Raw genomic sequence first — 21,343 nt, 5'->3', positions numbered from 1 at the left:
GTTCCCTCCTACTGCTTTCGTGCAATGATGGCAACCCAATCTTCCATCATCATCACTTCTTCAATTGTAAATCCTGCATCTACCAATCCTTGTTTAACATCTTCTTTGCGTGCCCCAATGATACCCGAGGTGATATAGACACCACCCGGTTTTACCATCTGATACGCATCCTCAGTGAAGGACAAGATGATGTCAGCCAGAATATTTGCGACTACAACATCTGCTTGTGCATCAACTGAATCTAGTAAATTTCCATGTACTGTCCGTACGCGGTCCTGCACATTATTCAGCTCAACATTTTCAGTCGCAGCTTTTACAGCGATCTCATCAAGATCTAGTGCGTGCACATGGTCTGCACCAAGAAGAGCGGCACCAATTGCAAGGACACCTGAACCCGTTCCAACATCAATCACTGAATGTCCTGACTGAACTTGTTTTTCAAGTGCTTGCAAACACATGACTGTTGTAGGATGTGTTCCAGTTCCGAATGCCATCCCTGGGTCGAGTTCTATAATCAACTCATCGGACTGGACAGGTTGGTAATCTTCCCACGTAGGAACAATTGTAAATCGGTTTGAAATCTTCACAGGGTGATAATACTGCTTCCAAGCAGTCGCCCAGTCTTCTTCGTCTACTTCATGTAGTGTGACGATGCCTTCTCCAATCGAAATGCCAAAAGTGCGGAGATTATCAATCGCAAGTTTAATTTCTTCAACGGTTTCATAAATAAAGCTTGTCACCGACAAATAAGCTTTCACACGAACTCCAGAAGCAGGGAAATCTTGTGGATTTAATTCGTAGAGCTCCCCAAATTGATCTTCTCGCTCTTTCCCTAGTTCAAGAGAATCTTCAATGACGACTCCACTTGCACCTGCTTCATGCAAAATATTACTGATAGGTTCGACTGCTTCATTCGTCGTGAGTACCGACAATTCCATCCATTTCACTTGCGATTCACTCCTTATTCACCTTTGATTTTCGTACGGATTTTATCAAATAACGAGCTTCCCTGTTCTTCCGGAATGTCGCCACTTATTTCTGCAAATTCACGCAGTAACTGCTTTTGTTTTTCAGTCAATTTCTTTGGTGTAATAACTTTTACGATGACGTGTTGATCGCCGACTCCGTAACCGTGTACATTCTTTACGCCTTTTCCTTTTAAACGGAACTTCGTAGAAGATTGCGTACCAGCAGGAATTTTAAGCTTCACTTTCCCTTGAACAGTTGGAATTTCCACTTCGTCTCCAAGTGCTGCTTGCGCAAATGTTAAGGGTAGTGAGTAATAGATGTCATCTCCGTCACGTTCAAAACGAGCATCTGGTTTTACACGGAATACGACATACAAGTCGCCCGCTGGTCCGCCATTGACTCCTGGCTCACCCTGACCGGAAACGCGTAATTGTTGACCATCATCGACGCCTGCAGGAATCGTGATTTTGATTTTCTTACGCTTCGTAACGCGTCCACGTCCAGAACATGTCGTACATTTGTCTTTGATTTCTTTTCCAGTTCCTTCACACACAGGGCAAGTACGTTTCGTCTGCACACGGCCAAACGGTGTATCTTGTGTGATATTGACTTGTCCGTGTCCTTGACACTGCGTACATTTTGTAGGAGAAGTCCCTGGTTTTGCACCACTACCGTCACACGTGTCACAAATTTCGTCTTTTGACACTTCAATTTCTTTTTCTTTTCCGAAAACAGCCTCTTCAAACTCAATTGTCATCGAGTATTGTAAGTCATTCCCTTTACGCGGGGCATTCGGATCACGTCTGCGACCACCGCCACCTCCGCCAAAAAACGAACTAAAGATATCTTCAAATCCGAAACCGTCTCCACCAGAGAATCCGCCATTAAATCCACCGAATCCTTGGGGACCAGCGTGACCAAACTGATCGTATTGTGCGCGTTTTTCCTGATCACTCAATACTTCATAAGCCTCAGAAATTTCTTTAAACTTTGCATCTGCACCATCTTCTTTATTGATATCTGGATGGTATTGTTTTGATAATTTTCGGTATGCTTTTTTTATTTCGTCTTGAGAGGCAGTCTTTGAAACGCCGAGCACCTCATAATAATCTCGTTTATCCATGTTTCACTCTCCTAACAGCTACCCTATTGTATCATGTTTTTACTGACATGGAAAAAGCCAAAGACAATGGTGCCTTTGACTTTTCCTGACAACTCTTACTTGTCTTTTTTATCGTCTACTTCTTCGAAATCTGCATCAACAACACCATCATCTGTTGGGTTGCCTTCTGCTGCTTGTTGCTCTGCAGCTGCTTGCTCATATAGCTTCATAGTAAGCTTTTGAACGATTTCTTGCAACGCGTCACGTTTTGCTTTGATGTCTTCTGAATCATTTGCTTCAAGAGCTGCTTTTAAAGCATCTTTTGCTGTTTCAGCTTCTTGCTTCTCTTCTTCTGACACTTTATCTTCAAGATCTTTCAATGTCTTTTCAGTCATGAACACTAACTGATCGGCTTCATTTTTAAGATCTGCTTCTTCTTTACGCTTCGCATCTGCTTCTGCATTTGCTTCAGCTTCTTTTACCATACGCTCGATTTCTTCGTCAGATAGTGAAGTGTTTGATTGAATCGTAATCGTTTGTTCTTTTTGTGTGCCAAGGTCTTTTGCTTTTACGCTTACGATACCGTTTTTATCGATATCGAATGTTACTTCGATTTGTGGCACACCACGTGGAGCTGGTGGAATGTCCGCAAGTTGGAAACGACCCAGTGTCTTGTTATCCGCAGCCATTGGACGCTCACCTTGAAGTACGTGAATATCTACTGCTGGTTGGTTGTCAGCTGCTGTAGAGAATGTTTGAGATTTCGACGTTGGAATTGTTGTGTTGCGCTCAATCAACTTCGTGAACACGCCACCCATAGTTTCAATACCAAGTGACAATGGCGTTACGTCAAGAAGAACGACATCTTTAACATCACCAGTCAGTACTCCACCTTGAACTGCAGCACCCATTGCTACAACTTCATCTGGGTTAACGCCACGGTGTGGATCTTGGCCTGTCTCTTTTTTGATTGCTTCTTGTACAGCAGGGATACGTGTAGAACCACCCACTAAGATGACTTTGTCGATTTCGCTTGCAGAAAGACCTGCATCACGCATTGCTTGACGAGTAGGCTCCATTGTACGTTCTACAAGTGACGCGCTCATATCTTCAAATTTCGCACGAGAAAGAGTGACTTCAAGGTGAAGTGGTCCAGCTTCGCCTGCTGTAATGAATGGTAATGAGATTTGTGTAGACGTCACACCTGAAAGATCTTTTTTCGCTTTTTCAGCTGCGTCTTTTAGGCGTTGCATTGCCATTTTGTCTTTTGATAAGTCGATGCCGTTTTCTTTTTTGAATTCAGCAACTAAGAAGTCGATGATGATTTGGTCGAAATCATCTCCACCTAGACGGTTGTCACCTGCAGTTGCAAGTACTTCAAATACGCCGTCTCCAAGCTCAAGGATCGATACGTCAAATGTACCGCCACCTAAATCGTATACTAAGATTTTTTCATCTTTGTCCATTTTATCTAAACCGTATGCAAGTGCTGCCGCAGTTGGTTCGTTGATGATACGCTCTACTTCTAAGCCAGCAATTTTACCAGCGTCTTTTGTTGCTTGACGCTCTGCGTCGTTGAAGTATGCAGGTACTGTGATAACCGCTTTTTCTACTTTTTCACCAAGATACTCTTCAGCATACGATTTTAAGTACTGAAGAATCATTGCAGAAACTTCTTGTGGTGTATAGTTTTTGTCTTCAACTGAAACTGTTTCAGATGTTCCCATTAAACGTTTTACAGAAGCAATTGTGTTCGGGTTTGTGATAGCTTGGCGTTTTGCCACTTCTCCGACTTGACGCTCACCGTTTTTGAACGCTACAACAGATGGTGTTGTGCGGTTTCCTTCTGGATTTGGAATTACTTTTGGTTCGCCGCCTTCTAATACAGCGACACATGAGTTTGTTGTTCCTAAGTCAATACCGATAATTTTAGACATAGTTCAAGTTCCTCCTAGACTACTTTTCAATTTTTATTCGCTTACTTTTACCATTGCAGGTCGAATGACACGGTCTTTCAATTGATACCCTTTTTGAAGTGTTTGAATCACAATACCGGATTCATGTTCTTCAGATGGCTCTTGCATAACAGCTTGGTGGAAGTTTGGATCAAACGCTTGTCCATCCGGTGCGATTTCTTGAACACCTTCTGCTTCAAGAGCAGTTTTTAAACTTCTATAAACCATTTCTACACCTTTAACGAACGACTGGGCTTCTTCTGTCTGTGGAGCCGTATCAATCGCACGTTCAAAGTTGTCAAGCACAGGTAAGATGTCCGTGACAAGAGACTGGGCACGGAATTTTGCAGCCGCTTCTGTGTCTTTTTGAACTCTGCGGCGATAATTATCAAAATCAGCGCGCAATCGAAGATAACTATTCTCTTGCTCATCAAGTTTTGCTTGTAAAAGCTCAAGTTCAGTTGGCTCTTCTAGTTGCTCTGAAACTTCTTCTTCCACTACATCTTGTTGCTCTGGCAATTGTTCTTCAGGTTGCTGTTTGTTTTCTTCAGTCATCATCACAAAGCCCTTCTATTTTGTATTGAAAATCTTAGCCAGTTCTTTCGCCATGTCGCCCGTTACATAGTCGAGAAGTGAAATCACTCGTCTGTAATCCATACGGGTAGGTCCAATAATAGCGATTTGGCCTTTTTGCTGCTCACCAAACGAGTAGGTCGCCGTTACTATACTGCAAGATTCCATTGCATCCATTTCATTTTCTGAGCCTATTCGAATGGACAAGCCACTCGAATTCGGGACGATTAAGCGTGGATGGTCTTCTAGCTGCTGCATAAACTCTAATAAGTTTCGCGCTTTTTGCCAGTCACTAAATTCAGGCTGGTTAAAAAGCTGCATCTTTCCGCCATATACGACTTTCTCTTCAGCCCCTTTGCCCACTTCTGCTGTCAGTGTTTCAAACACTTCAAGGAGACGTGAGTTGGATTGATGGATCAATTGATGCATGACCCGCTGCAAAATAGCCGGTAGTTCAAAGAGATACGAACCAATAACGCGCGCATTAATCTCTTCCACGACTCGCTCCAAGTCTTCCATCTTCACATCCGAAGGAATGCTAACAAGCTTGTTTTGAACATGCCCATTATCCGTGACAATAATCGCCACTGCATTTTCAGAGGATAGTGGAACCATTGAAAACTTGCGAACGCGGTGGCGTTGAATATCCTCTCCAAGGAGTATCGTCGTGTAGTTCGTCAGTTCCGCTAAAAGTTCAGCAGAACGGCGAATCACATGCTCTGTCTCTACTCTTCGTTCCGCAAAAACAGATTGCAACTTGGCGATCTCAGAAGTACTAAGTTGATTTGGGGAGAGCATGTTGTCTACATAATAGCGGTACCCTTTTTGAGAAGGAACACGACCAGAAGAGGTATGTGTTTTTTCTAAATACCCCATCTCTTCTAGATCAGCCATCTCATTGCGTATGGTTGCCGGACTATACGGCATCTCTTGTTTTTTCGAGAGTTGCCTTGACCCTACAGGTTGAGCAGTTTGGATAAAGTCATCGACAGTAACTTGCAAGATTAATAATTGTCTTTCCGTTAACATGTTGATCACTCCTGTTAGCACTCGTCTTGTGAGAGTGCTAATACTCACCTATAAAGTTATCAAACGTTGAAAATCCTGTCAATAAATTTAGTCGAGTAAAAAATCTTGAAAAATCTCATTTCCGATAAATCGACCTTTTCTTGTCAGTCGCAGTGTTTCATCTGTCAGTTCTAAAAAGCCATTAGCAGCGTGAGGACGAATCTTTTCTGCATAGACCGTGCGAAGATCTTTGCCATACTTCTCTTCAAATTTCGTGTACTGAACACCTTGATTCATACGAAGTCCTAAAAACATTTGTTCTTCCATCGATTCTTTAACGGTCACAAGATTTTGATGCAATACAGGTAATTCATTCAGCTCGAGTGGTGTCATATATTTTTTGAGGGGGCCGTGATTGGAATAACGGACTCCGTCTACATACCCGTGTGCGCCCGCGCCAAGACCTAAGTATTCTTCATTGCGCCAATAAATAGAGTTGTGTTCAGAATACAGCTTATTTTTTGCAAAATTACTGATTTCGTATTGTTCAAACCCGGCTTTCTCCGTTTGCTTCAACAATACATCGTACATGTCTGCTTCGAGCTCTTGTGTCGGAAGCTTCAGTTTTCCTTTAGCTAGTAAATTATAAAAAATTGTTTTCGGCTCAACAAGTAGAGAATAAGCAGAGATATGTGTGATGGGCATAGAAAATGCTTTCGTCAGAGCTTCTTCCCACTGTTCCATCGTTTGGTTTGGCAAACCGTACATCAAATCCATACTGATGGACGGGAAGTTTAACTGTTCGGCATGAGTGATCACTCGTTCGACGTGTTCCGTCGAATGAGTGCGCCCCAACACTTTCAGTAACTGCTGGTCAAAGGTTTGAACGCCAATACTAAAACGATTTACTCCTCGCGCGGCCATGAGTTCCATTTTGTCGTACGTCAACTCATCCGGATTCGCTTCTGATGTAAATTCCGATACTTGATCAACTGGAAAGTGCTTGGAAATGGAATCGAACAGACGACTCAACTGGCGTAAGCTCAGCGATGTTGGGGTGCCTCCACCAAGAAAAATCGTGTGTACTTCTGACAAATCTGTTTTTCGCGCCCACAGTTCCATCTCTTGATCGAGTCGTGTCAAATACTCATCTACTGGTTGATTATGAAAATAAAACTTATTGAAATCACAGTAACTACAAATCTGGTGGCAGAATGGGATATGAATATAAATGCCTTGAATCATAGTTCACCAACTTCCTTATCAATCAAAAAGGAGGACAGCTAAAGTCGCTTCCTCCTCATTTGTTATTTTTTCTGGTCTTCGTCCATCTTTAGTACAGCCATGAATGCTTCTTGTGGTACTTCAACAGAACCGACCTGTTTCATACGTTTTTTACCTTCTTTTTGTTTCTCTAGTAGTTTACGTTTACGTGAAATATCTCCACCATAACATTTTGCAAGTACGTTTTTACCCATTGATTTAATGGTAGAACGCGCTACAATCTTTTGTCCGACAGCAGCTTGTACAGGCACTTCGAATTGTTGACGAGGAATCAAGCTCTTTAATTTCTCAACAATTAATTTTCCACGCTCATAGGCAAAGTCTTTATGGACGATGAAGCTCAGTGCATCGACTTTTTCACCGTTCAATAAAATATCCATCTTCTGAAGTTTCGATTCTTTATACCCAATCAATTCATAGTCGAAAGATGCATAACCTTTTGTACTCGATTTTAACGAGTCAAAGAAATCATAGACAATCTCAGACAGTGGGATTTCATATAAAATGTTCACTCGTGCAGAAGACAAGTAATCCATCGTCAAGAAGTTCCCGCGTTTACGTTGGCACAGTTCCATTACAGCCCCGACATAATCTTCCGGAACCATAATAGATGCTTTCACGTAAGGCTCCTCCATCTTGTCGACTTTTTGCGGATCTGGCATCATAGATGGATTGTCAACGCGTAACAAGTCTCCGTTTGTCATCACGACATTGTAAATAACACTAGGAGCTGTTGTGATTAAATCAATTTTAAATTCTCGCTCGATACGTTCTTGGATGATTTCCATATGCAGAAGCCCAAGGAATCCACAACGGTAACCAAACCCTAGTGCTTGAGAGCTTTCTGGTTCAAACTCAAGCGCTGCATCGTTTAGTTGAAGTTTCTCAAGTGCTTCACGCAGATCATTGTAGCGTGAGTTATCAATCGGATACAGACCACAGAACACCATTGGATTCATTTTGCGGTAACCCGGTAAAGCCTCTGTCGCTGGGTTAGCTGCAAGCGTGATTGTATCCCCGACGCTTGAGTCTCCAACATCTTTCATCGAAGCTGTTAAGAAACCTACGTCTCCTACTGTCAGTTCATCACGTTGCATAGCTTTCGGTGTGAAGACGCCTGTCTCCACTACGTCAAACTCTTTACCCGTAGACATCATGCGTATCTTGTCTCCCGGTTTTACTGTTCCTTCTACGATTCGAATGTAACAGATAACACCGCGGTACGGGTCAAATAGTGAATCAAAGATCAGCGCTTTCAGGGGCGCTTCTGGATTACCTGTTGGTGCAGGAACTTTTTCGACGATCTGTTCTAAAATCTCTTCGATTCCAATCCCTGCTTTTGCCGAAGCAAGTACGGCTTCTGACGCATCCAGACCAATGACTTCTTCGACTTCACCACGTACACGCTCTGGGTCTGCTGCTGGCAGGTCAATTTTATTAATGACAGGTAAGATTTCTAAGTCGTTATCTAATGCAAGGTACACATTCGCAAGCGTCTGTGCTTCGATACCTTGTGCTGCATCGACAACTAGTATAGCGCCTTCACAAGCTGCTAGGCTGCGCGACACTTCATACGTAAAATCGACATGTCCTGGTGTATCAATCAAATGGAATGTGTAGAATTCTCCATCTTTTGCTTTATATTGCAGTTGCACGGCATTTAACTTGATAGTAATTCCGCGCTCACGTTCAAGATCCATGGAGTCAAGTAGCTGACTTTTCATCTCACGGCTACTAACTGTTTGTGTTTTTTCTAAAATTCTGTCTGCAAGTGTCGACTTTCCATGATCGATGTGCGCAATGATGGAAAAGTTTCGAATCTTGCTTTGTCTATTTAATCGTTCCTGATTATTCATATTTGTCCACTCCTAATTAAGCTACAACAAATTATAGCAGAATCAGGCGCGAAGTGATACGCAAATCTATAGCGCACCAAGTGCTTTCGCTAATTGTTCAATAGTTGCCCGCACTTCTTCCGGTGTATTTTCGATTTTAACAAGTTCAATTAGTAAAGCGTGAGGGTGCAAATCTTGAATGAAGTCTTATCATCTAGTTTTGTAACTTTACACACTGATTAAAAAACTCTAGTACTGATAAGTATTTTTAGTTTGAGCAGGTGTCAAGTAAATATTCTTTGCATTTAAATATTGCAAAATCAGTTCAGGTTTGTTAAAATAATTCTTGTTGTAATTGAACTGAAATCAATTAACAAGTATCATCTCATCCTTACTAGGAGGTGAAAGGAATGCCAAACATTAAATCAGCTATTAAACGTGTGAAGACGAATGCTACTGCAAACGCTCAAAACTCACAAACAAAATCAGCTATGCGTACTGCTGTTAAGCGTGCCGAAACTGCTGTAACTAATAATGATGAAAACAAAAACGATTCAATCAAAGCTGCTATCAAATCTGTAGAAAAAGCTGCTTCAAAAGGCTTGATCCACAAAAACGCGGCTGCGCGCAAAAAATCTCAATTGATGAAAAAAGCGTAAGTTTTTTGTGTCAATTGGTCACCTACAGAAATAGAGCTGTCCCCATATTCGGGGACAGCTCTTTCTGTTTAATTTGCTAATAAGTAGAGTTCTAAAATTCGTTCTTTTTTCATGTGTGATGATTTTAGTTGCATGTCTACTTCTGCTAACAGTTTCAATTTCTCTACAAGAAGTTCTTCTTGTTCAACTAAAGGATGTTCCATCATCAGTTTGACGCGGTAAGGGTGCGCTTTGACTTGACCGGCTATTTGCGTATTCGGATAGCCCATCTTTTTAAAGTACCCCACCTGAATCAATAATCGCAATTGTCCCGCTAAAAGTGCCACAAGCTTAAGTGGTTCTTCTTTTTGTTTTAACAACTCATTGTAAAGTGTTACCGCCTTCTCACGATTAGATTGCAAAAATGCTTCTGTTAATGCAAACACATTGTCTTCAAGGACTGGCGATGCAACTTGTTGATAATCGTCAAATGTCACTTCTTCAGAGTCTGAAACGTAGAGCGCTGCTTTTGCAATTTCATTACGTTTGAACGACAGTGATAACGGAACAGCAGCTACCCAATCGATCAATTCATCTGTCGGCGCTTTGCCATGTGCTCTAAATTGCGAGAGCACCCAACTTTTTTGGTCACTTTCCGATAACGGATTTGCTTCAATGACAACTGCTGATTTACGAAGCTCTTTGACCACCTTTTTTCGATCATCTAGTTTTTCATATGGCGCAACGAACACGACGACTGCAGTTTCTGAAGGATGATCTAACCAATTGAGAAATTGTTTTTGTGGAAATATGTCTTTCTTTTCTTTTTCTTTGTCTTTCACCGCAGCTCTCAAGAACTGAGGGTTATGCACGATAATTGCCTTTTTTTCTGCAAAAAATGGAATAGTATCGGTTTCGAGCATCACATCTTCAATCGACTGTTGCTCTAAATCTAGTACAAACCATTCTTCCGGATCGACTCGAGCCTGAATGCGTTTGACTGTTTCATCCCGTAAATAGCCTTCCTGACCGACAATCACATAAAAAGGCGCAAGTGGCTCTTTGTTTAGAGCTTGCCACTGTTTTGTAATCATGAGAGACACCTCTCCTTCTTCTTTATTATACAAAAATTGTTCACATCATTGTATGTAGATTTTTTGTACTAGATTGTTTATACTTAAAAAGACAGAGGAGGGGTTTAAATGAACGAATTTGAACACAACGTACAGTCCAAACGCAACGACGCGATTGACTCAGGAATAGGTTTTGTGGCCTCTTTTGTATTTTTCGCAACCATGTTCTTAATCGCAGTAGTCGTACAATTCGTCGCTCAATAAGACGACACAAGACGCCATTACTTGGCGTCTTTTTTGTTTGTCTTCCATTCCACACCCTTCCGAGAGATTATTACTTCTATCGTCCCGCCTTCATACGTTCCTCGTATCGGAATTTGTCGGGCTACTAATTCTTTAAGAACCTCTTCATGTGGATGTCCATATCGATTGTCTTTCCCTGCGCTTGCCACTGTATATTTCGGGTTTATAACATCTAGCCAAGCGGGCGTTGTAGAGGTTTTACTTCCATGATGTCCAAGCTTTAACAAGTCGGCATTCATGAGCAACTCTCCGTACCGACTTACCATCCACTGTTCACCATCCTTTTCCAAATCGCCAGGCAATACAATTTTTTGATGAAGCACCTCTACTACAGTGACGAGTGAACTGTCATTCCCTTTGTAAGGTCCCTCTACCGGCAACACATAAATCCTAGAATCCCCTATCTGTATACTGACAGCTTCTTCAATTTCATAAATCGGTACTTTTTTAGCTTCTGCACTTTGTCTTAGCTGCTCGAGTTCTGGTAACTCTAGTACTCCAACAGGCACTAAGATTTGTCGGACATGAAAATCTTCGACGAGTTCCTCTGCACCTTCTGTATGATCCGCATCCGCGTGTGTCAAAATAAACAAGTCAATGGTGGATACGCCAAATGACCGAATATAGGGAGAAACGATAGATCGTCCTATTTCGTAGCTATCTCGCTCTTGCCAAGGCTCCTTCTCGAAGGCTACCCTACCCCCCGCATCGATCAATAGGGTAAAGTCTCGGTTTGGTAATTGTATAAATGTACTATCCCCCTGCCCAACATAGACAAAAGATAGTTTTGCCTGGTCATTGAAATACGGGAGTACATGCCAACCAATTGATACTACAAGAATAAACGGTAGAGCTAACACACCTCGTCTCTCCCACAGTAAAAATGTCATTATGCAGACGCCTAGAGTTATAAGAAAATAACTTTCAAGTGCTGGAGGCGTCCATGTGACGAATGGGAGTTCAGAAAACCATTGAAATACAAGCTGAATAGTCGATCGGATGCGCGTATAGGAATCAACGAATGGAAGGAAGTTAATTGGAAGAATAGCACACAGTACATAAAAAAAACTGACGGGCAAAATGAGAAATGTAAAGAGTGGAATCGCTAGTATGTTAATTACGAACGAAATCAAGGAGAGTTGTTGAAAATGGTAAAGTACGATAGGAAGCACTGCTAATTGACAGATGACAGTTGTAAAGAATGTGGAAAGTAAATAAGACGAAGACGCCATAAGTTTCGTTGAATAAATCAAGCTAAATACAGCGATAAATGATAATTGGTACCCCGGCTGAAGCGCGAAAAATGGAAAATAGGCTAGTGTGATCAGCAATACCCAGGAAATAAGATCCGGACTAGTCACTTTGATTTTTTTCATCAGTAAGACTGTTCCTATAAATACCATGAAACATGCACGAATTACAGAGGGAGCCCCTCCAGCTAACACCATATAAAACGGTAGAAAACTTAAAATCAGAATATAAATCATGCGCAACCTCACTCCTGCTGCAAGCAAAACACCATAAAGGGCACCTGTCAATAACGCAATATGTAACCCAGAGATTGCAAAAAGATGAGAAAGACCTAAGCGTTGATACAGACGAATGGTATCTTGATCTCCGAGAGAGCGGTCTCCTATGGTTAAAGCTAGCACTTCGTCTTGAAGTTCTACCGGTACTTTGGTAACGACCGATTGCTGGATGAAAAGTCGTATGGAGGAAACCTTTCGCTTCATTTGCCAAGTGAGGGTGGTGGTTGGGGAATACGGTTGAAGTGTAAGTGCTTTGTAAGCACCTTGCGCTCCTTTAGAGAGTAAATAGTCATCAAATTGAAATTCGAACGGGTGACTCTGTAACCTTTCAGGTTGCCGTTCAAGTTCAAGTGCCACTACTATTCCTGTCCAGTTTGTCTCTTTGAAAACTCGTGCCGTCTCTTCATCTGGAAGAGTGTACGAAACGTAAATAAGTGGACCCTCTTGCACTTTAATAAATGCTGCGAAACGATCTCCTTGTTGTTTATATAGAGATGTGACAGTTCCAAGCTGCTGACTTTCAATCGTTTCGACTGGCAGTCTTTCTGAGACCATCCACATGAAGAGGAACAGCGTACCACTGACAACAATTGCCGCTCTCTTACTTATGCGAAAGAAGCAAAAAATAGCTAAACCTACTCCTAGTAGCACGAACCAAATGCTTGAAAAGATGGCGAAGCAGCCAATGACGGCTGCAAACGCACAATAAATCCAGTTATTTTGCAAATAAAGCATCCACTTTCTTCGTGTATGCATCAATCTTTTCTTGATCAGTATGTAGAGCTAACTCTTCGAGAAGTGAACGGGTCAAGTTCTCTTTTTCCATCGCCAAGAAATCAATCTTCCGCGCATCAAACGGCACATGTATTACTTCTACACCTGCTTGTTCAAGTAGTTCAATCGCGTAGCTGTTGTTTTTATAATCCGCCGCATAGTACAAGCGGTGAATACCGGACTGAATAATGGATTTTGTACACGGTAGACACGGAAAATGCGTCACATATAAATCAGCCCCACTGACTGAGACCCCATACTTCGCACACTGTAACAAAGCATTCATTTCCGCATGAATCGTGCGTACACAATGGTTATCAATCACATAACACCCTTGATCGATACAGTGATCGCCACCAGAAATAGACCCGTTATAGCCCCCAGCAATGATGCGACGATCTCTTACTATAACCGCACCAACAGCTAGTCTTGTACATGTACTTCTCAATGCTAACAAATGACACTGTGCTAGAAAAAATTGATCCCACGTTATTCGCTCCATTACGATTCCCCCTTTTGTTATCAGTGTACCTATAGTTTTTGAAGTGCGTCAACTCATTTTACGTAAACGAGGGGGCGAAGTCGTTCCAGCGTCTTGTCACCAATCCCGTCCACTAAACTTAACTCTTCAATTGATGTAAATGGAGTTTGCTCTCGAAAAACTAGAATCGCCTGTGCCTTAGCGGGTCCAATCCCAGGTAATGTTTGAAGTTCAGCAAGCTCAGCCGTGTTTAATTCTACCAGTTTCTCCTCTTCTTCATTCACTGCCAGCGTCTCTCCAATGACAGGTACGTAGATTGATTCAGCATCCGACAATAAGGCTGCTTGATTGATTTGCTTGTTGTCACTCTCAGCGAGTAGACCCCCCGCCTTTACTATCAAATCAACAAGTCTACTGCCATTTGGTAATTCATAGACGCCGGGTTGTTTAATAGCACCTTTGATTTCGACGATTAAATAAAGTGATTCTTGCGGTTCATCTTGTTGCTCAGGTTCTGTTGGGTGTGTTTGAAGAGGCATGAGTTGTGACTGTTGTGAGGGTTTCGTGAAGAATACAACTAGAAGAATACTTAGAAGAATGGTTATAGCGATCACTACGTAAGCAGTCGATCGATGCAGACGTTTTGTTTGAATAGAAAAAACCTCCCATACATCGGGGAATCGTAGGAGTAGTTCCATCATACTCCAAACCCCGATCGACGGAAAGTTTTATTTCGTCGCATGGAAAAAATAGCGAAGACCTTTGTGATCTCCTCCAAAAATAGAATCGTCCACTAGACAGTTTGAAAATCCTAATTCATGAATCCACTGCTTGTACATCTCTATTTCAAAGGTGCGTTGATAATGATGCTCTTCAAACCGTTCATAGCGCCCATCTTCTGCTCGCACAAAAAAAGTGATGTCATGGTATACAGAATGGTCTTCTTCACCTGGTTCCGTACTCCATAAATACGCGACATCTTCATCTTCATAAATAAATGGGCCGTCCAAGTAAGCCTCGATTTTTTTAGTCGAATGCACATCAAAAAACAAATGGCCCCCTGGTTGCAGCGCATGAAAAGCGGCTCGAAGCGTTTTGACTACTTCCTCTTCATCTACAAGATAGTTGAGTGAGTCCACAGCAATGACAACTACGTCAGCTGGACGTGCTGCTGTGAAGTCTGCCATCGAAGCTTGTAAAAAATGAACGGCTGCTTGTTCTTCTTGGGCCTTTGCTTTCGCTTGTTCAATCATCATTTGAGAAAGGTCGATTCCATGTACGTCTGCTCCCATATGAGCAAGCGGAATGGAAAGCGTTCCAGTCCCACACCCTAGGTCAACAATTGTTTTCTCCTGTAGAGGTCCTGCTTCATGCAAGATCCAAGTTAAATAGTTTTCGTATGGAATGTCTGCCATCAATTCATCGTAGACGCTCGCAAACTTTTCGTACATCACTCAGCAGCTAATTGGACGAATTCGATTGGTGCATCGCCCCATAAACGTTCTAAATTGTAATAGTCACGCTCATCACGATGGAATACGTGTGCGACAACATCGCCTAAGTCAATAAGAACCCAGCGGCCTTCATCATAGCCTTCCATGCGTTTCACGTGAATCTGTTGCTCTTCAGCTTTATCTTTGATTTCTTTTGCGATCGCCTGTACTTGACGGTCTGAGTTTGCATGGCAAATGACAAAGTAATCTGCGATTGGCGATACGCCTTGCATATTTAATACTACGATATCTTGTGCTTTTTTATCATCAGCAGCTTGTGCTGTTAATTTCATTAGATTCTCAGAATTCATTTCATCTTCCCTTTCTTATGTCCAACAAGCATTATAACAAAATAGTGAATCAGGATATACCGTTTGCTTTTGTTTTATCAAATGTTGGAGTGTGTGACGCACTCCGTAACGCATCGCGAGTTCTAGATCTTTGTGTCCGAGTTCTCGGAGTTTTTCAACTTTTGGGTAGTTCCGGTTCGGTTCAATCATATCTGCTACGTAAATAATCTTTTCAAGCTTCGACATGCCCGCACGACCTGATGTATGGTAGTGAATCGCATTTCGTATATCTTCGTCTTCTACTCCGAACTCATCTCGTGCCACTACACTCCCCACAGGTCCATGCCACAGCTCATGATGGAAGTCGAGTAAAGTCGCGTCCAAATGATGTGCTTTAATTTGATCTGCCATCCAAGCTTTATCGGCATATTTACAAATATCATGAAGAAGTCCAGCGATTTCTGCTTTTTGAACGTCCTCCGCATATATCTTGGCAAGTTCCATAGCAGTTTCTGCTACACCTAACGTATGCAAATACCGTTTTTCTGTCATGCGACTCTGGATTATTGGAAACCATTCATCTTTCGTCCACATACAAATCGTTCCTTTCACAATAACGTGCAATGTCTTCTGGTAATAGAAAGCGAGTAGTTTCACCTTGAGCGAGTCTTTTTCTTAACTCTGTTGAAGATACTTCCAATTGCGGAATCGACAATGTCGTTACTTTATACGGTGTTGACACAGTATATCCTGGTCTCGGAACAACGACAACATTTACTAAATGAACCAATTCATCAATGCAATACCAATCAGCTAACTTTTCAGCTTGATCAGCACCTATAATAAACGAATACTCGGTTGTCGGGTTCATTTCAGTCAATTGCTTTAACGTATCAAACGTGTAGGACAGTCCACCACGCTCCAGCTCTATCGTTTCCACATTGGAATCTGGGAGATAGGCAGATAGCAGACGGACCATCTCAAGACGATGATTGTCTGTCACCTGTTGATTCTTATTTTTAAAGGGCGACTGGGCGGCCGGCATAAAATGCACTTCATCAAGATGTAAGGCATGTTTTGCTTCGTTTGCAATCAATAGGTGGCCCATATGCGGCGGATTGAATGTGCCCCCAAGTATACCGATTTTTTTCATAATTAAGCGCGTGGCAAAATGAGTTTTTTATTTTTATGAGACTCTTTATAAAGTACGACAGTAAGTCCAATTAACTGAACAAGTTGCGCACCTGTTTCATTTGCTAATGTCTCCGCCACTTCATATTTGTCATCTTCACAATTTTGCAGAATAGAAATCTTCACCAATTCACGAACTTCCAGAGCTTCCTGAACGCTGTGAATCAATTGTTCATTAACGCCACCTTTTCCTACTTGGAAAATGGGTGATAAATGATGTGCTTCGCTACGTAAAAAACGTTTTTGTTTACCTGTTAACATATAAATCTCCTTTAGGACGAAAAAATCGTCTGTACTATTTCTTTTTGATCTGGCTTTATACCTGTCCATAATTCAAAAGCAAGCGCCCCTTGTCCAATGAGCATGGCTAATCCATTCATTGTAAAGGCGCCTTGACTATTCGCTTGTTTCAAAAATTCTGTTTGTGGTGGTGAGTAAATAATATCAACAGCCACCATCTCCGACGTCCAAATCGGATTCGAAAGTGGGGACTCTTCGCTGTCCATACCTACAGTAGTTGTTTGAATCACACAATCGAACTCTGGTAATTTTGCTGGAACTTCTGACATATCCAACACTTTAGCGTTGTATTTGTTAGCAAGTTGCGTTGCTTTTTCCAAAGTACGGTTGCAAATCGTCACATCACGAATGTGTAAATCGGATAGAGCTGCTGCGATTCCCTTGGCAGCTCCCCCCGCTCCAATAAGTAAGATTCGTGTTGACTGCGATAGATTAGGAATAGATGCTAAAAGGCCACGACCGTCTGTGTTGTACCCTTTCCAGCCGGTTTGTGTACGTACCACAGTATTCACAGCACCCGCTGAGCGTGCCGATTGGTCCAACTCCTCTAGAAACGGCATGATTGCTTCTTTAAACGGTACTGTGACATTGAACCCACTGCATCCGAGTAAAAAGAGGGATTCCACAGATTGTTCGAGTCTATCATGCTCAACTAAAATTGGCACATAAGATGCATCAATGTTGTGTGTACGAAACCAGATCTCATGCATCCTTGGTGAAATCGAATGATGGATAGGGTTGCCGATAACTGCGTACCACTTTTTCATAAATTAAATGAGTGATGGACGAACCATCACCGCAACTCCTTTAGGTACATGAGCAGCTACTACAACATTCCCCGTCTGACACGTGATCCAACCTAGTCCTGAGAATACAATGTCCATTTTGGGACTCTTAATAGAAAATTCATGACGCACAAGTTCTGGGTACTTCTCTGCATGGTCTTTTCCAGGAGGAGATAGTAATTCTCCTTTATGATCGGCATATAACGCATCTGCGTTCGAAAGTTTTGTTCGGTGAATCGTTAGCTGATTCGATAAATGCGCAGTGAATGCCGAACGGTCTCCTTGAATAAAATCAAAGCGAGCAAGCCCACCAATAAACAATGTCTGTTCTGCATTTAACTGGTACACCTTTGGTTTGATTTCATTTTTCGGTAAAATCAGCTTCAACTCTGATGGATCGACATAATGCGCTAGCTGATGGTGATTGATGATACCCGGTGTATCACAAATCGATTTCCCATCGTCCATTGGAATTTGAATCATGTCAAGCGTTGTACCTGGGAATTGAGAAGTCGTGATGACTTGTTCTTCTCCCGTCGCTTGTTTAATAATCCGATTAATAAACGTTGACTTACCGACATTGGTTGACCCGACTACGTAGACATTCTCACCTTTACGTAATTGCTCGATCGCATCCATTGCCTCTACCATACCTTGGCCCTTTGCAGCACTTACAAGAAGAATGTCAGCTGCTTGAAGACCGAGGGATTTAGCTTCTCGTTTTAGCCAGTTAATCACTTTGTTTTTCTTTACGGACTTTGGCAGTAAATCTGCCTTGTTCGCAATTAAGAGCACCGGGTTATTGCCAACGAAACGGTGCAAACCAGGCAACCAACTACCGTTAAAATCAAAAATATCAACGATTTTAACAATCAATCCTTTTTGATCACCTAGGCCGTTTAGGATTTTTAAAAAGTCATCGTCTGTCAATTCGACGGGTTGAATCTCGTTGTAATTTTTCAATCGAAAGCAACGCTGACAAATTACTTCTTCTTTCTCAAGACTAGATGCCGGGGCATAGCCTAGTTTGGTTGGATCTTCGGTTTGGATGAGAACGCCACACCCGATACATTGTACTGTTTCCATCAGGCTTCATCTCCCCACATAATATGACCTTTGCTTTTTAAATAACTAAAGATGCGTCGCTCGACTAGTCGGTTGAAACGAGTGACGAATCCATCAGATTTTGCTACTGGAATAACTAAAATTGTATGCAACTTCAAACGGTTTCCACCAAGTACATCCGTTAATAGTTGATCTCCGATAACTACCACGTCTTCGCGCTTCAATCCCATTAATCGTAAAGCTGTTAAAAAAGCTTTTCGGAACGGCTTACGCGCTTTATAAATGAAAGGGATTTGCATAGGATCTGCAAACGACTTCACACGCAGTTCATTGTTATTGGATACAATCGTCACTTGAATCCCCGCTTGTTGCATACTTGCAAACCACTCCACGAGTTGCGGTGTTGCATCTGGACGATCCCATTCAACAAGCGTATTATCAAGATCCGTAATGATTCCTTTAATACCTTGCTCTTTTAACTGTTCTGGTGTGATTTGAAAAACGCTCTTCACAAACTCAGAAGGAATAAAATTAGTTAACACGTACTACACTCCACTCTATTACGTACTCTTTCGCCATTATAGCATATCCGCCAAGGGCTCTCCTACCTGTACTTTTGCGCCGTTCACCACAGAATCTCGCCAGTTCACGCAATTTGGTTCTGTCAGTAATACGACCGTCGAGCCAAATGCGAAATAAGCAACTTCTTCACCTTTGTTCCACAGTGAATCAGTTTTCACTAACTCGATCGAATTTACAAACATCGCACCGACTTTAATGACTGCAAAAGCGCTTCCGGCATTCTCTAAAATGGAGATGATACGGTAGTTGTCACTCAAGGGTTTCTTACCATATTGAAGACCTAGCTTGTTCACTGGGTACGAAAATCCACCTGATATGAATTGATCCGTGATTTCCCCAGATAACGGGGCGTGTATACGGTGATAATCCGCAGGGCTTAAATACAGCACAGCATACTGCCCACCGATAAAGCGCTCTGTAAGGGATGGTTTTGCCAGCAATCTGTCAATGGAATACTCCTGTCCTTTAACTGAAAATGTGCCTGTTGGCGTAATCGTACCAAAGGATTCGATTTTAGCATCTACTGGACTCACGATTGTTTTTTTATTTGTGTCAATCGGGCGAACTTCTTCCTTTAATTGGCGTGTAAAAAAATCATGCAAAGATGAAAACTCATGCATCGGTTTCACTGCAAGATTGGCATCAATTTTGAATGTCTTTTTATATGAAGGGATCATGAATTTGCTGACACTTGACTGTGTAAATCGCTTTAGAATAAGCGACGTGCTTGGTCTGTTTGTCAGTTCAATTAGTTTTTGATAGATTATAGTTTTCACGGATTTCGAACCTTTCTCTCTATTAATTTCCAACTATTTAGCGTATACTTATAGGATAAACTATATGTGAGGGGAAACCATAGTGTTCTTATTTGAATCGACAATTGAACGTTTGTCTCGGCTGAAAAGCCAAGCTGCAAACCTTTTGACCATATTGAACATGGCATTTGGTGGAGCAGCCATTTTGGTGACGATGAATGACCATTTTGCACTTGCCGTCCTATTTATTTTTATCGCCGGACTTTTAGATCGTTTTGACGGGATGACAGCACGCAAACTTGGCATTGAATCGGAACTTGGAAAACAGCTTGACTCTATGAGTGATGTTATCTCGTTCGGTATCGCACCTGCACTACTTATTTATGCATACGCGACAAATGAGTTGGGCACTCTGGCCATGGTCGTTACTGTCATCTACATTGCTTCTGGTGCATTTCGCTTGGCGCGCTTTAACATTTCAGAATCCAACGGCTTTTTTACAGGTCTACCAATTACAGCAGCAGGGGTTGTATTAACTCTTAGTTACTTCGCTGTACCTTATGTATCACCTGTTGTCTATCTATTCTTCATGATTATCTTATCTTTCATGATGATTTCAACACTTTCACTACGAAAAATCTAACCCGCTCTTGTAGCGGGTTTTGTTATGCCCATTTCGTCTTTTGCATAGACTCTTTCAAGGAGGCAATTCTATGCACTGATTATCCATCGTCCTCAGTTCCCTCGCCCATCTCCCTCTCGCGCTTGGCTATATCCGAAGTCAAGCATTCGAACAACCACTTCCTCCAGAGAAAGAACAACAACTCTTTGACTTGATGCACAAAAGCGATGACGCAGCACGCTGTATCGAAAATGAGATTTTGATGCATCTTCGTAAAATTAAAAAGCATGAACAAGAGACTTCTCTCAATGATCAGATGGGGCAAGATGTAGAGGGAGGAACACTCACGCTTGCGGATATTTTACCTAGTAATGACCTACCAGTAGATGACCAATTAGCTTTTAAAGAGTTGACGCATCATCTCTATAAGTGGATGCATCTGCTAGATGAGCGAGAAGCTGAAATCATACAACATCGCTACGGCTTATTTCATTATTCCCCTTTGACACAAGTAGCATTAGCTGAATAGTTAGGAATATCGCGAAGTTATGTTTCTCGAATTGAAAAACGTGCATTGATTAAATTGTTTCAAGTATTGAAGTCAAAAAAATAATCAACAGGCTAAAACAAAATGAAATCAGTATCTTCTCACGAGTACGTTCGAGAGAAGATACTGATTTTTTCAACAAGTGGAGTTCCATTACGGTGTTGCTTTCCGTAGGCGCGGCGTGAGCCT

General features: G+C 41.9%; 24 protein-coding genes. 4 read left to right on the top strand and 20 right to left on the bottom strand.

The window, feature by feature from the left end; translation table 11 throughout:
• Positions 1 to 8 precede the first annotated feature (8 nt).
• From prmA to lepA, 7 genes are all read right to left on the bottom strand, one after another.
• The gene (prmA, locus tag AB5N96_RS02510; RefSeq protein ID WP_204590207.1) at positions 9 to 947 is read right to left on the bottom strand and encodes a 50S ribosomal protein L11 methyltransferase; all 939 of its coding nucleotides are present in this window, start codon (positions 945 to 947) and stop codon (positions 9 to 11) included.
• 14 nt (positions 948 to 961) lie between these two features.
• On the bottom strand, positions 962 to 2,092 hold the full coding sequence (gene dnaJ / locus AB5N96_RS02505) for a molecular chaperone DnaJ (protein WP_204590208.1): 1,131 nt from the start codon (positions 2,090 to 2,092) through the stop codon (positions 962 to 964).
• A 95-nt stretch (positions 2,093 to 2,187) separates the two neighbouring features.
• Complete coding sequence (dnaK, locus tag AB5N96_RS02500) at positions 2,188 to 4,008, bottom strand: molecular chaperone DnaK (RefSeq protein WP_499704569.1); 1,821 nt, start codon at positions 4,006 to 4,008, stop codon at positions 2,188 to 2,190.
• A 33-nt stretch (positions 4,009 to 4,041) separates the two neighbouring features.
• Complete coding sequence (grpE, locus tag AB5N96_RS02495) at positions 4,042 to 4,581, bottom strand: nucleotide exchange factor GrpE (RefSeq protein WP_204590292.1); 540 nt, start codon at positions 4,579 to 4,581, stop codon at positions 4,042 to 4,044.
• A 15-nt stretch (positions 4,582 to 4,596) separates the two neighbouring features.
• Positions 4,597 to 5,628 carry a heat-inducible transcriptional repressor HrcA gene (gene hrcA, locus AB5N96_RS02490; RefSeq protein WP_204590210.1) on the bottom strand — a complete coding sequence of 344 codons (1,032 nt, stop codon included), beginning with the start codon at positions 5,626 to 5,628 and terminating at the stop codon, positions 4,597 to 4,599.
• 87 nt (positions 5,629 to 5,715) lie between these two features.
• Complete coding sequence (gene hemW / locus AB5N96_RS02485) at positions 5,716 to 6,852, bottom strand: radical SAM family heme chaperone HemW (protein WP_499704568.1); 1,137 nt, start codon at positions 6,850 to 6,852, stop codon at positions 5,716 to 5,718.
• Between the two features lie 62 nt (positions 6,853 to 6,914).
• Complete coding sequence (gene lepA, locus AB5N96_RS02480) at positions 6,915 to 8,747, bottom strand: translation elongation factor 4 (protein WP_204590212.1); 1,833 nt, start codon at positions 8,745 to 8,747, stop codon at positions 6,915 to 6,917.
• Positions 8,748 to 9,136: 389 nt separating this feature from the next.
• On the opposite strand from lepA, the gene rpsT reads away from it, so the two are divergent.
• Positions 9,137 to 9,385 (top strand): 30S ribosomal protein S20, encoded by a 249-nt coding sequence (rpsT, locus tag AB5N96_RS02475; RefSeq protein WP_204590214.1) that lies wholly within the window; start codon positions 9,137 to 9,139, stop codon positions 9,383 to 9,385.
• A 68-nt stretch (positions 9,386 to 9,453) separates the two neighbouring features.
• Here rpsT and holA read toward each other — a convergent pair whose 3' ends face one another.
• A complete protein-coding gene (gene holA / locus AB5N96_RS02470) occupies positions 9,454 to 10,458 on the bottom strand; it encodes a DNA polymerase III subunit delta (RefSeq protein ID WP_204590215.1) in 1,005 nt (334 codons plus the stop codon).
• Positions 10,459 to 10,566: 108 nt separating this feature from the next.
• Here holA and AB5N96_RS02465 point away from each other — a divergent pair, with 108 nt between their 5' ends.
• On the top strand, positions 10,567 to 10,701 hold the full coding sequence (locus AB5N96_RS02465; protein ID WP_204590216.1) for a YqzM family protein: 135 nt from the start codon (positions 10,567 to 10,569) through the stop codon (positions 10,699 to 10,701).
• A 17-nt stretch (positions 10,702 to 10,718) separates the two neighbouring features.
• Here AB5N96_RS02465 and AB5N96_RS02460 read toward each other — a convergent pair whose 3' ends face one another.
• From AB5N96_RS02460 to AB5N96_RS02405, 12 genes are read right to left on the bottom strand one after another with little or no spacing between them, the layout of a single operon-like run.
• Positions 10,719 to 13,025: a DNA internalization-related competence protein ComEC/Rec2 gene (locus tag AB5N96_RS02460; protein WP_499704567.1), complete on the bottom strand. Its 2,307-nt coding sequence runs from the start codon at positions 13,023 to 13,025 to the stop codon at positions 10,719 to 10,721.
• Positions 12,985 to 13,545 (bottom strand): ComE operon protein 2, encoded by a 561-nt coding sequence (locus AB5N96_RS02455; protein ID WP_204590218.1) that lies wholly within the window; start codon positions 13,543 to 13,545, stop codon positions 12,985 to 12,987. The genes AB5N96_RS02460 and AB5N96_RS02455 overlap by 41 nt, the downstream gene beginning before the upstream one ends.
• A gap of 53 nt (positions 13,546 to 13,598) precedes the next feature.
• A complete protein-coding gene (locus tag AB5N96_RS02450) occupies positions 13,599 to 14,225 on the bottom strand; it encodes a helix-hairpin-helix domain-containing protein (protein ID WP_499704566.1) in 627 nt (208 codons plus the stop codon).
• Between the two features lie 27 nt (positions 14,226 to 14,252).
• Positions 14,253 to 14,975: a class I SAM-dependent DNA methyltransferase gene (locus AB5N96_RS02445; RefSeq protein ID WP_499704565.1), complete on the bottom strand. Its 723-nt coding sequence runs from the start codon at positions 14,973 to 14,975 to the stop codon at positions 14,253 to 14,255.
• Positions 14,975 to 15,328, bottom strand: coding sequence for a ribosome silencing factor (rsfS, locus tag AB5N96_RS02440; RefSeq protein WP_204590221.1), 354 nt, complete (start codon positions 15,326 to 15,328; stop codon positions 14,975 to 14,977). Before rsfS ends, AB5N96_RS02445 begins: the two co-directional genes overlap by 1 nt.
• 15 nt (positions 15,329 to 15,343) lie before the next feature.
• Positions 15,344 to 15,901, bottom strand: a complete 558-nt coding sequence (yqeK, locus tag AB5N96_RS02435) for a bis(5'-nucleosyl)-tetraphosphatase (symmetrical) YqeK (protein WP_499704564.1) — start codon at positions 15,899 to 15,901, stop codon at positions 15,344 to 15,346.
• Complete coding sequence (locus AB5N96_RS02430) at positions 15,885 to 16,460, bottom strand: nicotinate-nucleotide adenylyltransferase (RefSeq protein ID WP_499704563.1); 576 nt, start codon at positions 16,458 to 16,460, stop codon at positions 15,885 to 15,887. Before AB5N96_RS02430 ends, yqeK begins: the two co-directional genes overlap by 17 nt.
• A 2-nt stretch (positions 16,461 to 16,462) precedes the next feature.
• Positions 16,463 to 16,759 (bottom strand): ribosome assembly RNA-binding protein YhbY, encoded by a 297-nt coding sequence (yhbY, locus tag AB5N96_RS02425; RefSeq protein WP_499704562.1) that lies wholly within the window; start codon positions 16,757 to 16,759, stop codon positions 16,463 to 16,465.
• 11 nt (positions 16,760 to 16,770) lie between these two features.
• Positions 16,771 to 17,565 carry a shikimate dehydrogenase gene (gene aroE, locus AB5N96_RS02420; protein ID WP_499704561.1) on the bottom strand — a complete coding sequence of 265 codons (795 nt, stop codon included), beginning with the start codon at positions 17,563 to 17,565 and terminating at the stop codon, positions 16,771 to 16,773.
• A gap of 3 nt (positions 17,566 to 17,568) precedes the next feature.
• Positions 17,569 to 18,669, bottom strand: a complete 1,101-nt coding sequence (yqeH, locus tag AB5N96_RS02415) for a ribosome biogenesis GTPase YqeH (protein ID WP_499704560.1) — start codon at positions 18,667 to 18,669, stop codon at positions 17,569 to 17,571.
• Positions 18,669 to 19,190 (bottom strand): YqeG family HAD IIIA-type phosphatase, encoded by a 522-nt coding sequence (locus AB5N96_RS02410; RefSeq protein WP_499704559.1) that lies wholly within the window; start codon positions 19,188 to 19,190, stop codon positions 18,669 to 18,671. Before AB5N96_RS02410 ends, yqeH begins: the two co-directional genes overlap by 1 nt.
• Positions 19,191 to 19,226: 36 nt before the next feature.
• A complete protein-coding gene (locus AB5N96_RS02405) occupies positions 19,227 to 20,006 on the bottom strand; it encodes a phosphatidylserine decarboxylase (protein WP_499704558.1) in 780 nt (259 codons plus the stop codon).
• A gap of 82 nt (positions 20,007 to 20,088) precedes the next feature.
• On the opposite strand from AB5N96_RS02405, the gene pssA reads away from it, so the two are divergent.
• A complete protein-coding gene (pssA, locus tag AB5N96_RS02400; RefSeq protein WP_204590228.1) occupies positions 20,089 to 20,628 on the top strand; it encodes a CDP-diacylglycerol--serine O-phosphatidyltransferase in 540 nt (179 codons plus the stop codon).
• A gap of 241 nt (positions 20,629 to 20,869) precedes the next feature.
• Positions 20,870 to 21,136 (top strand): hypothetical protein, encoded by a 267-nt coding sequence (locus tag AB5N96_RS02395; protein WP_239584886.1) that lies wholly within the window; start codon positions 20,870 to 20,872, stop codon positions 21,134 to 21,136.
• Positions 21,137 to 21,343 lie beyond the last annotated feature (207 nt).

It is taken from the genome of Chryseomicrobium imtechense, from assembly GCF_041475995.1.
Lineage (GTDB): Bacteria > Bacillota > Bacilli > Bacillales_A > Planococcaceae > Chryseomicrobium > Chryseomicrobium aureum.
This window is presented reverse-complemented; position numbering and strand designations above follow the sequence as displayed.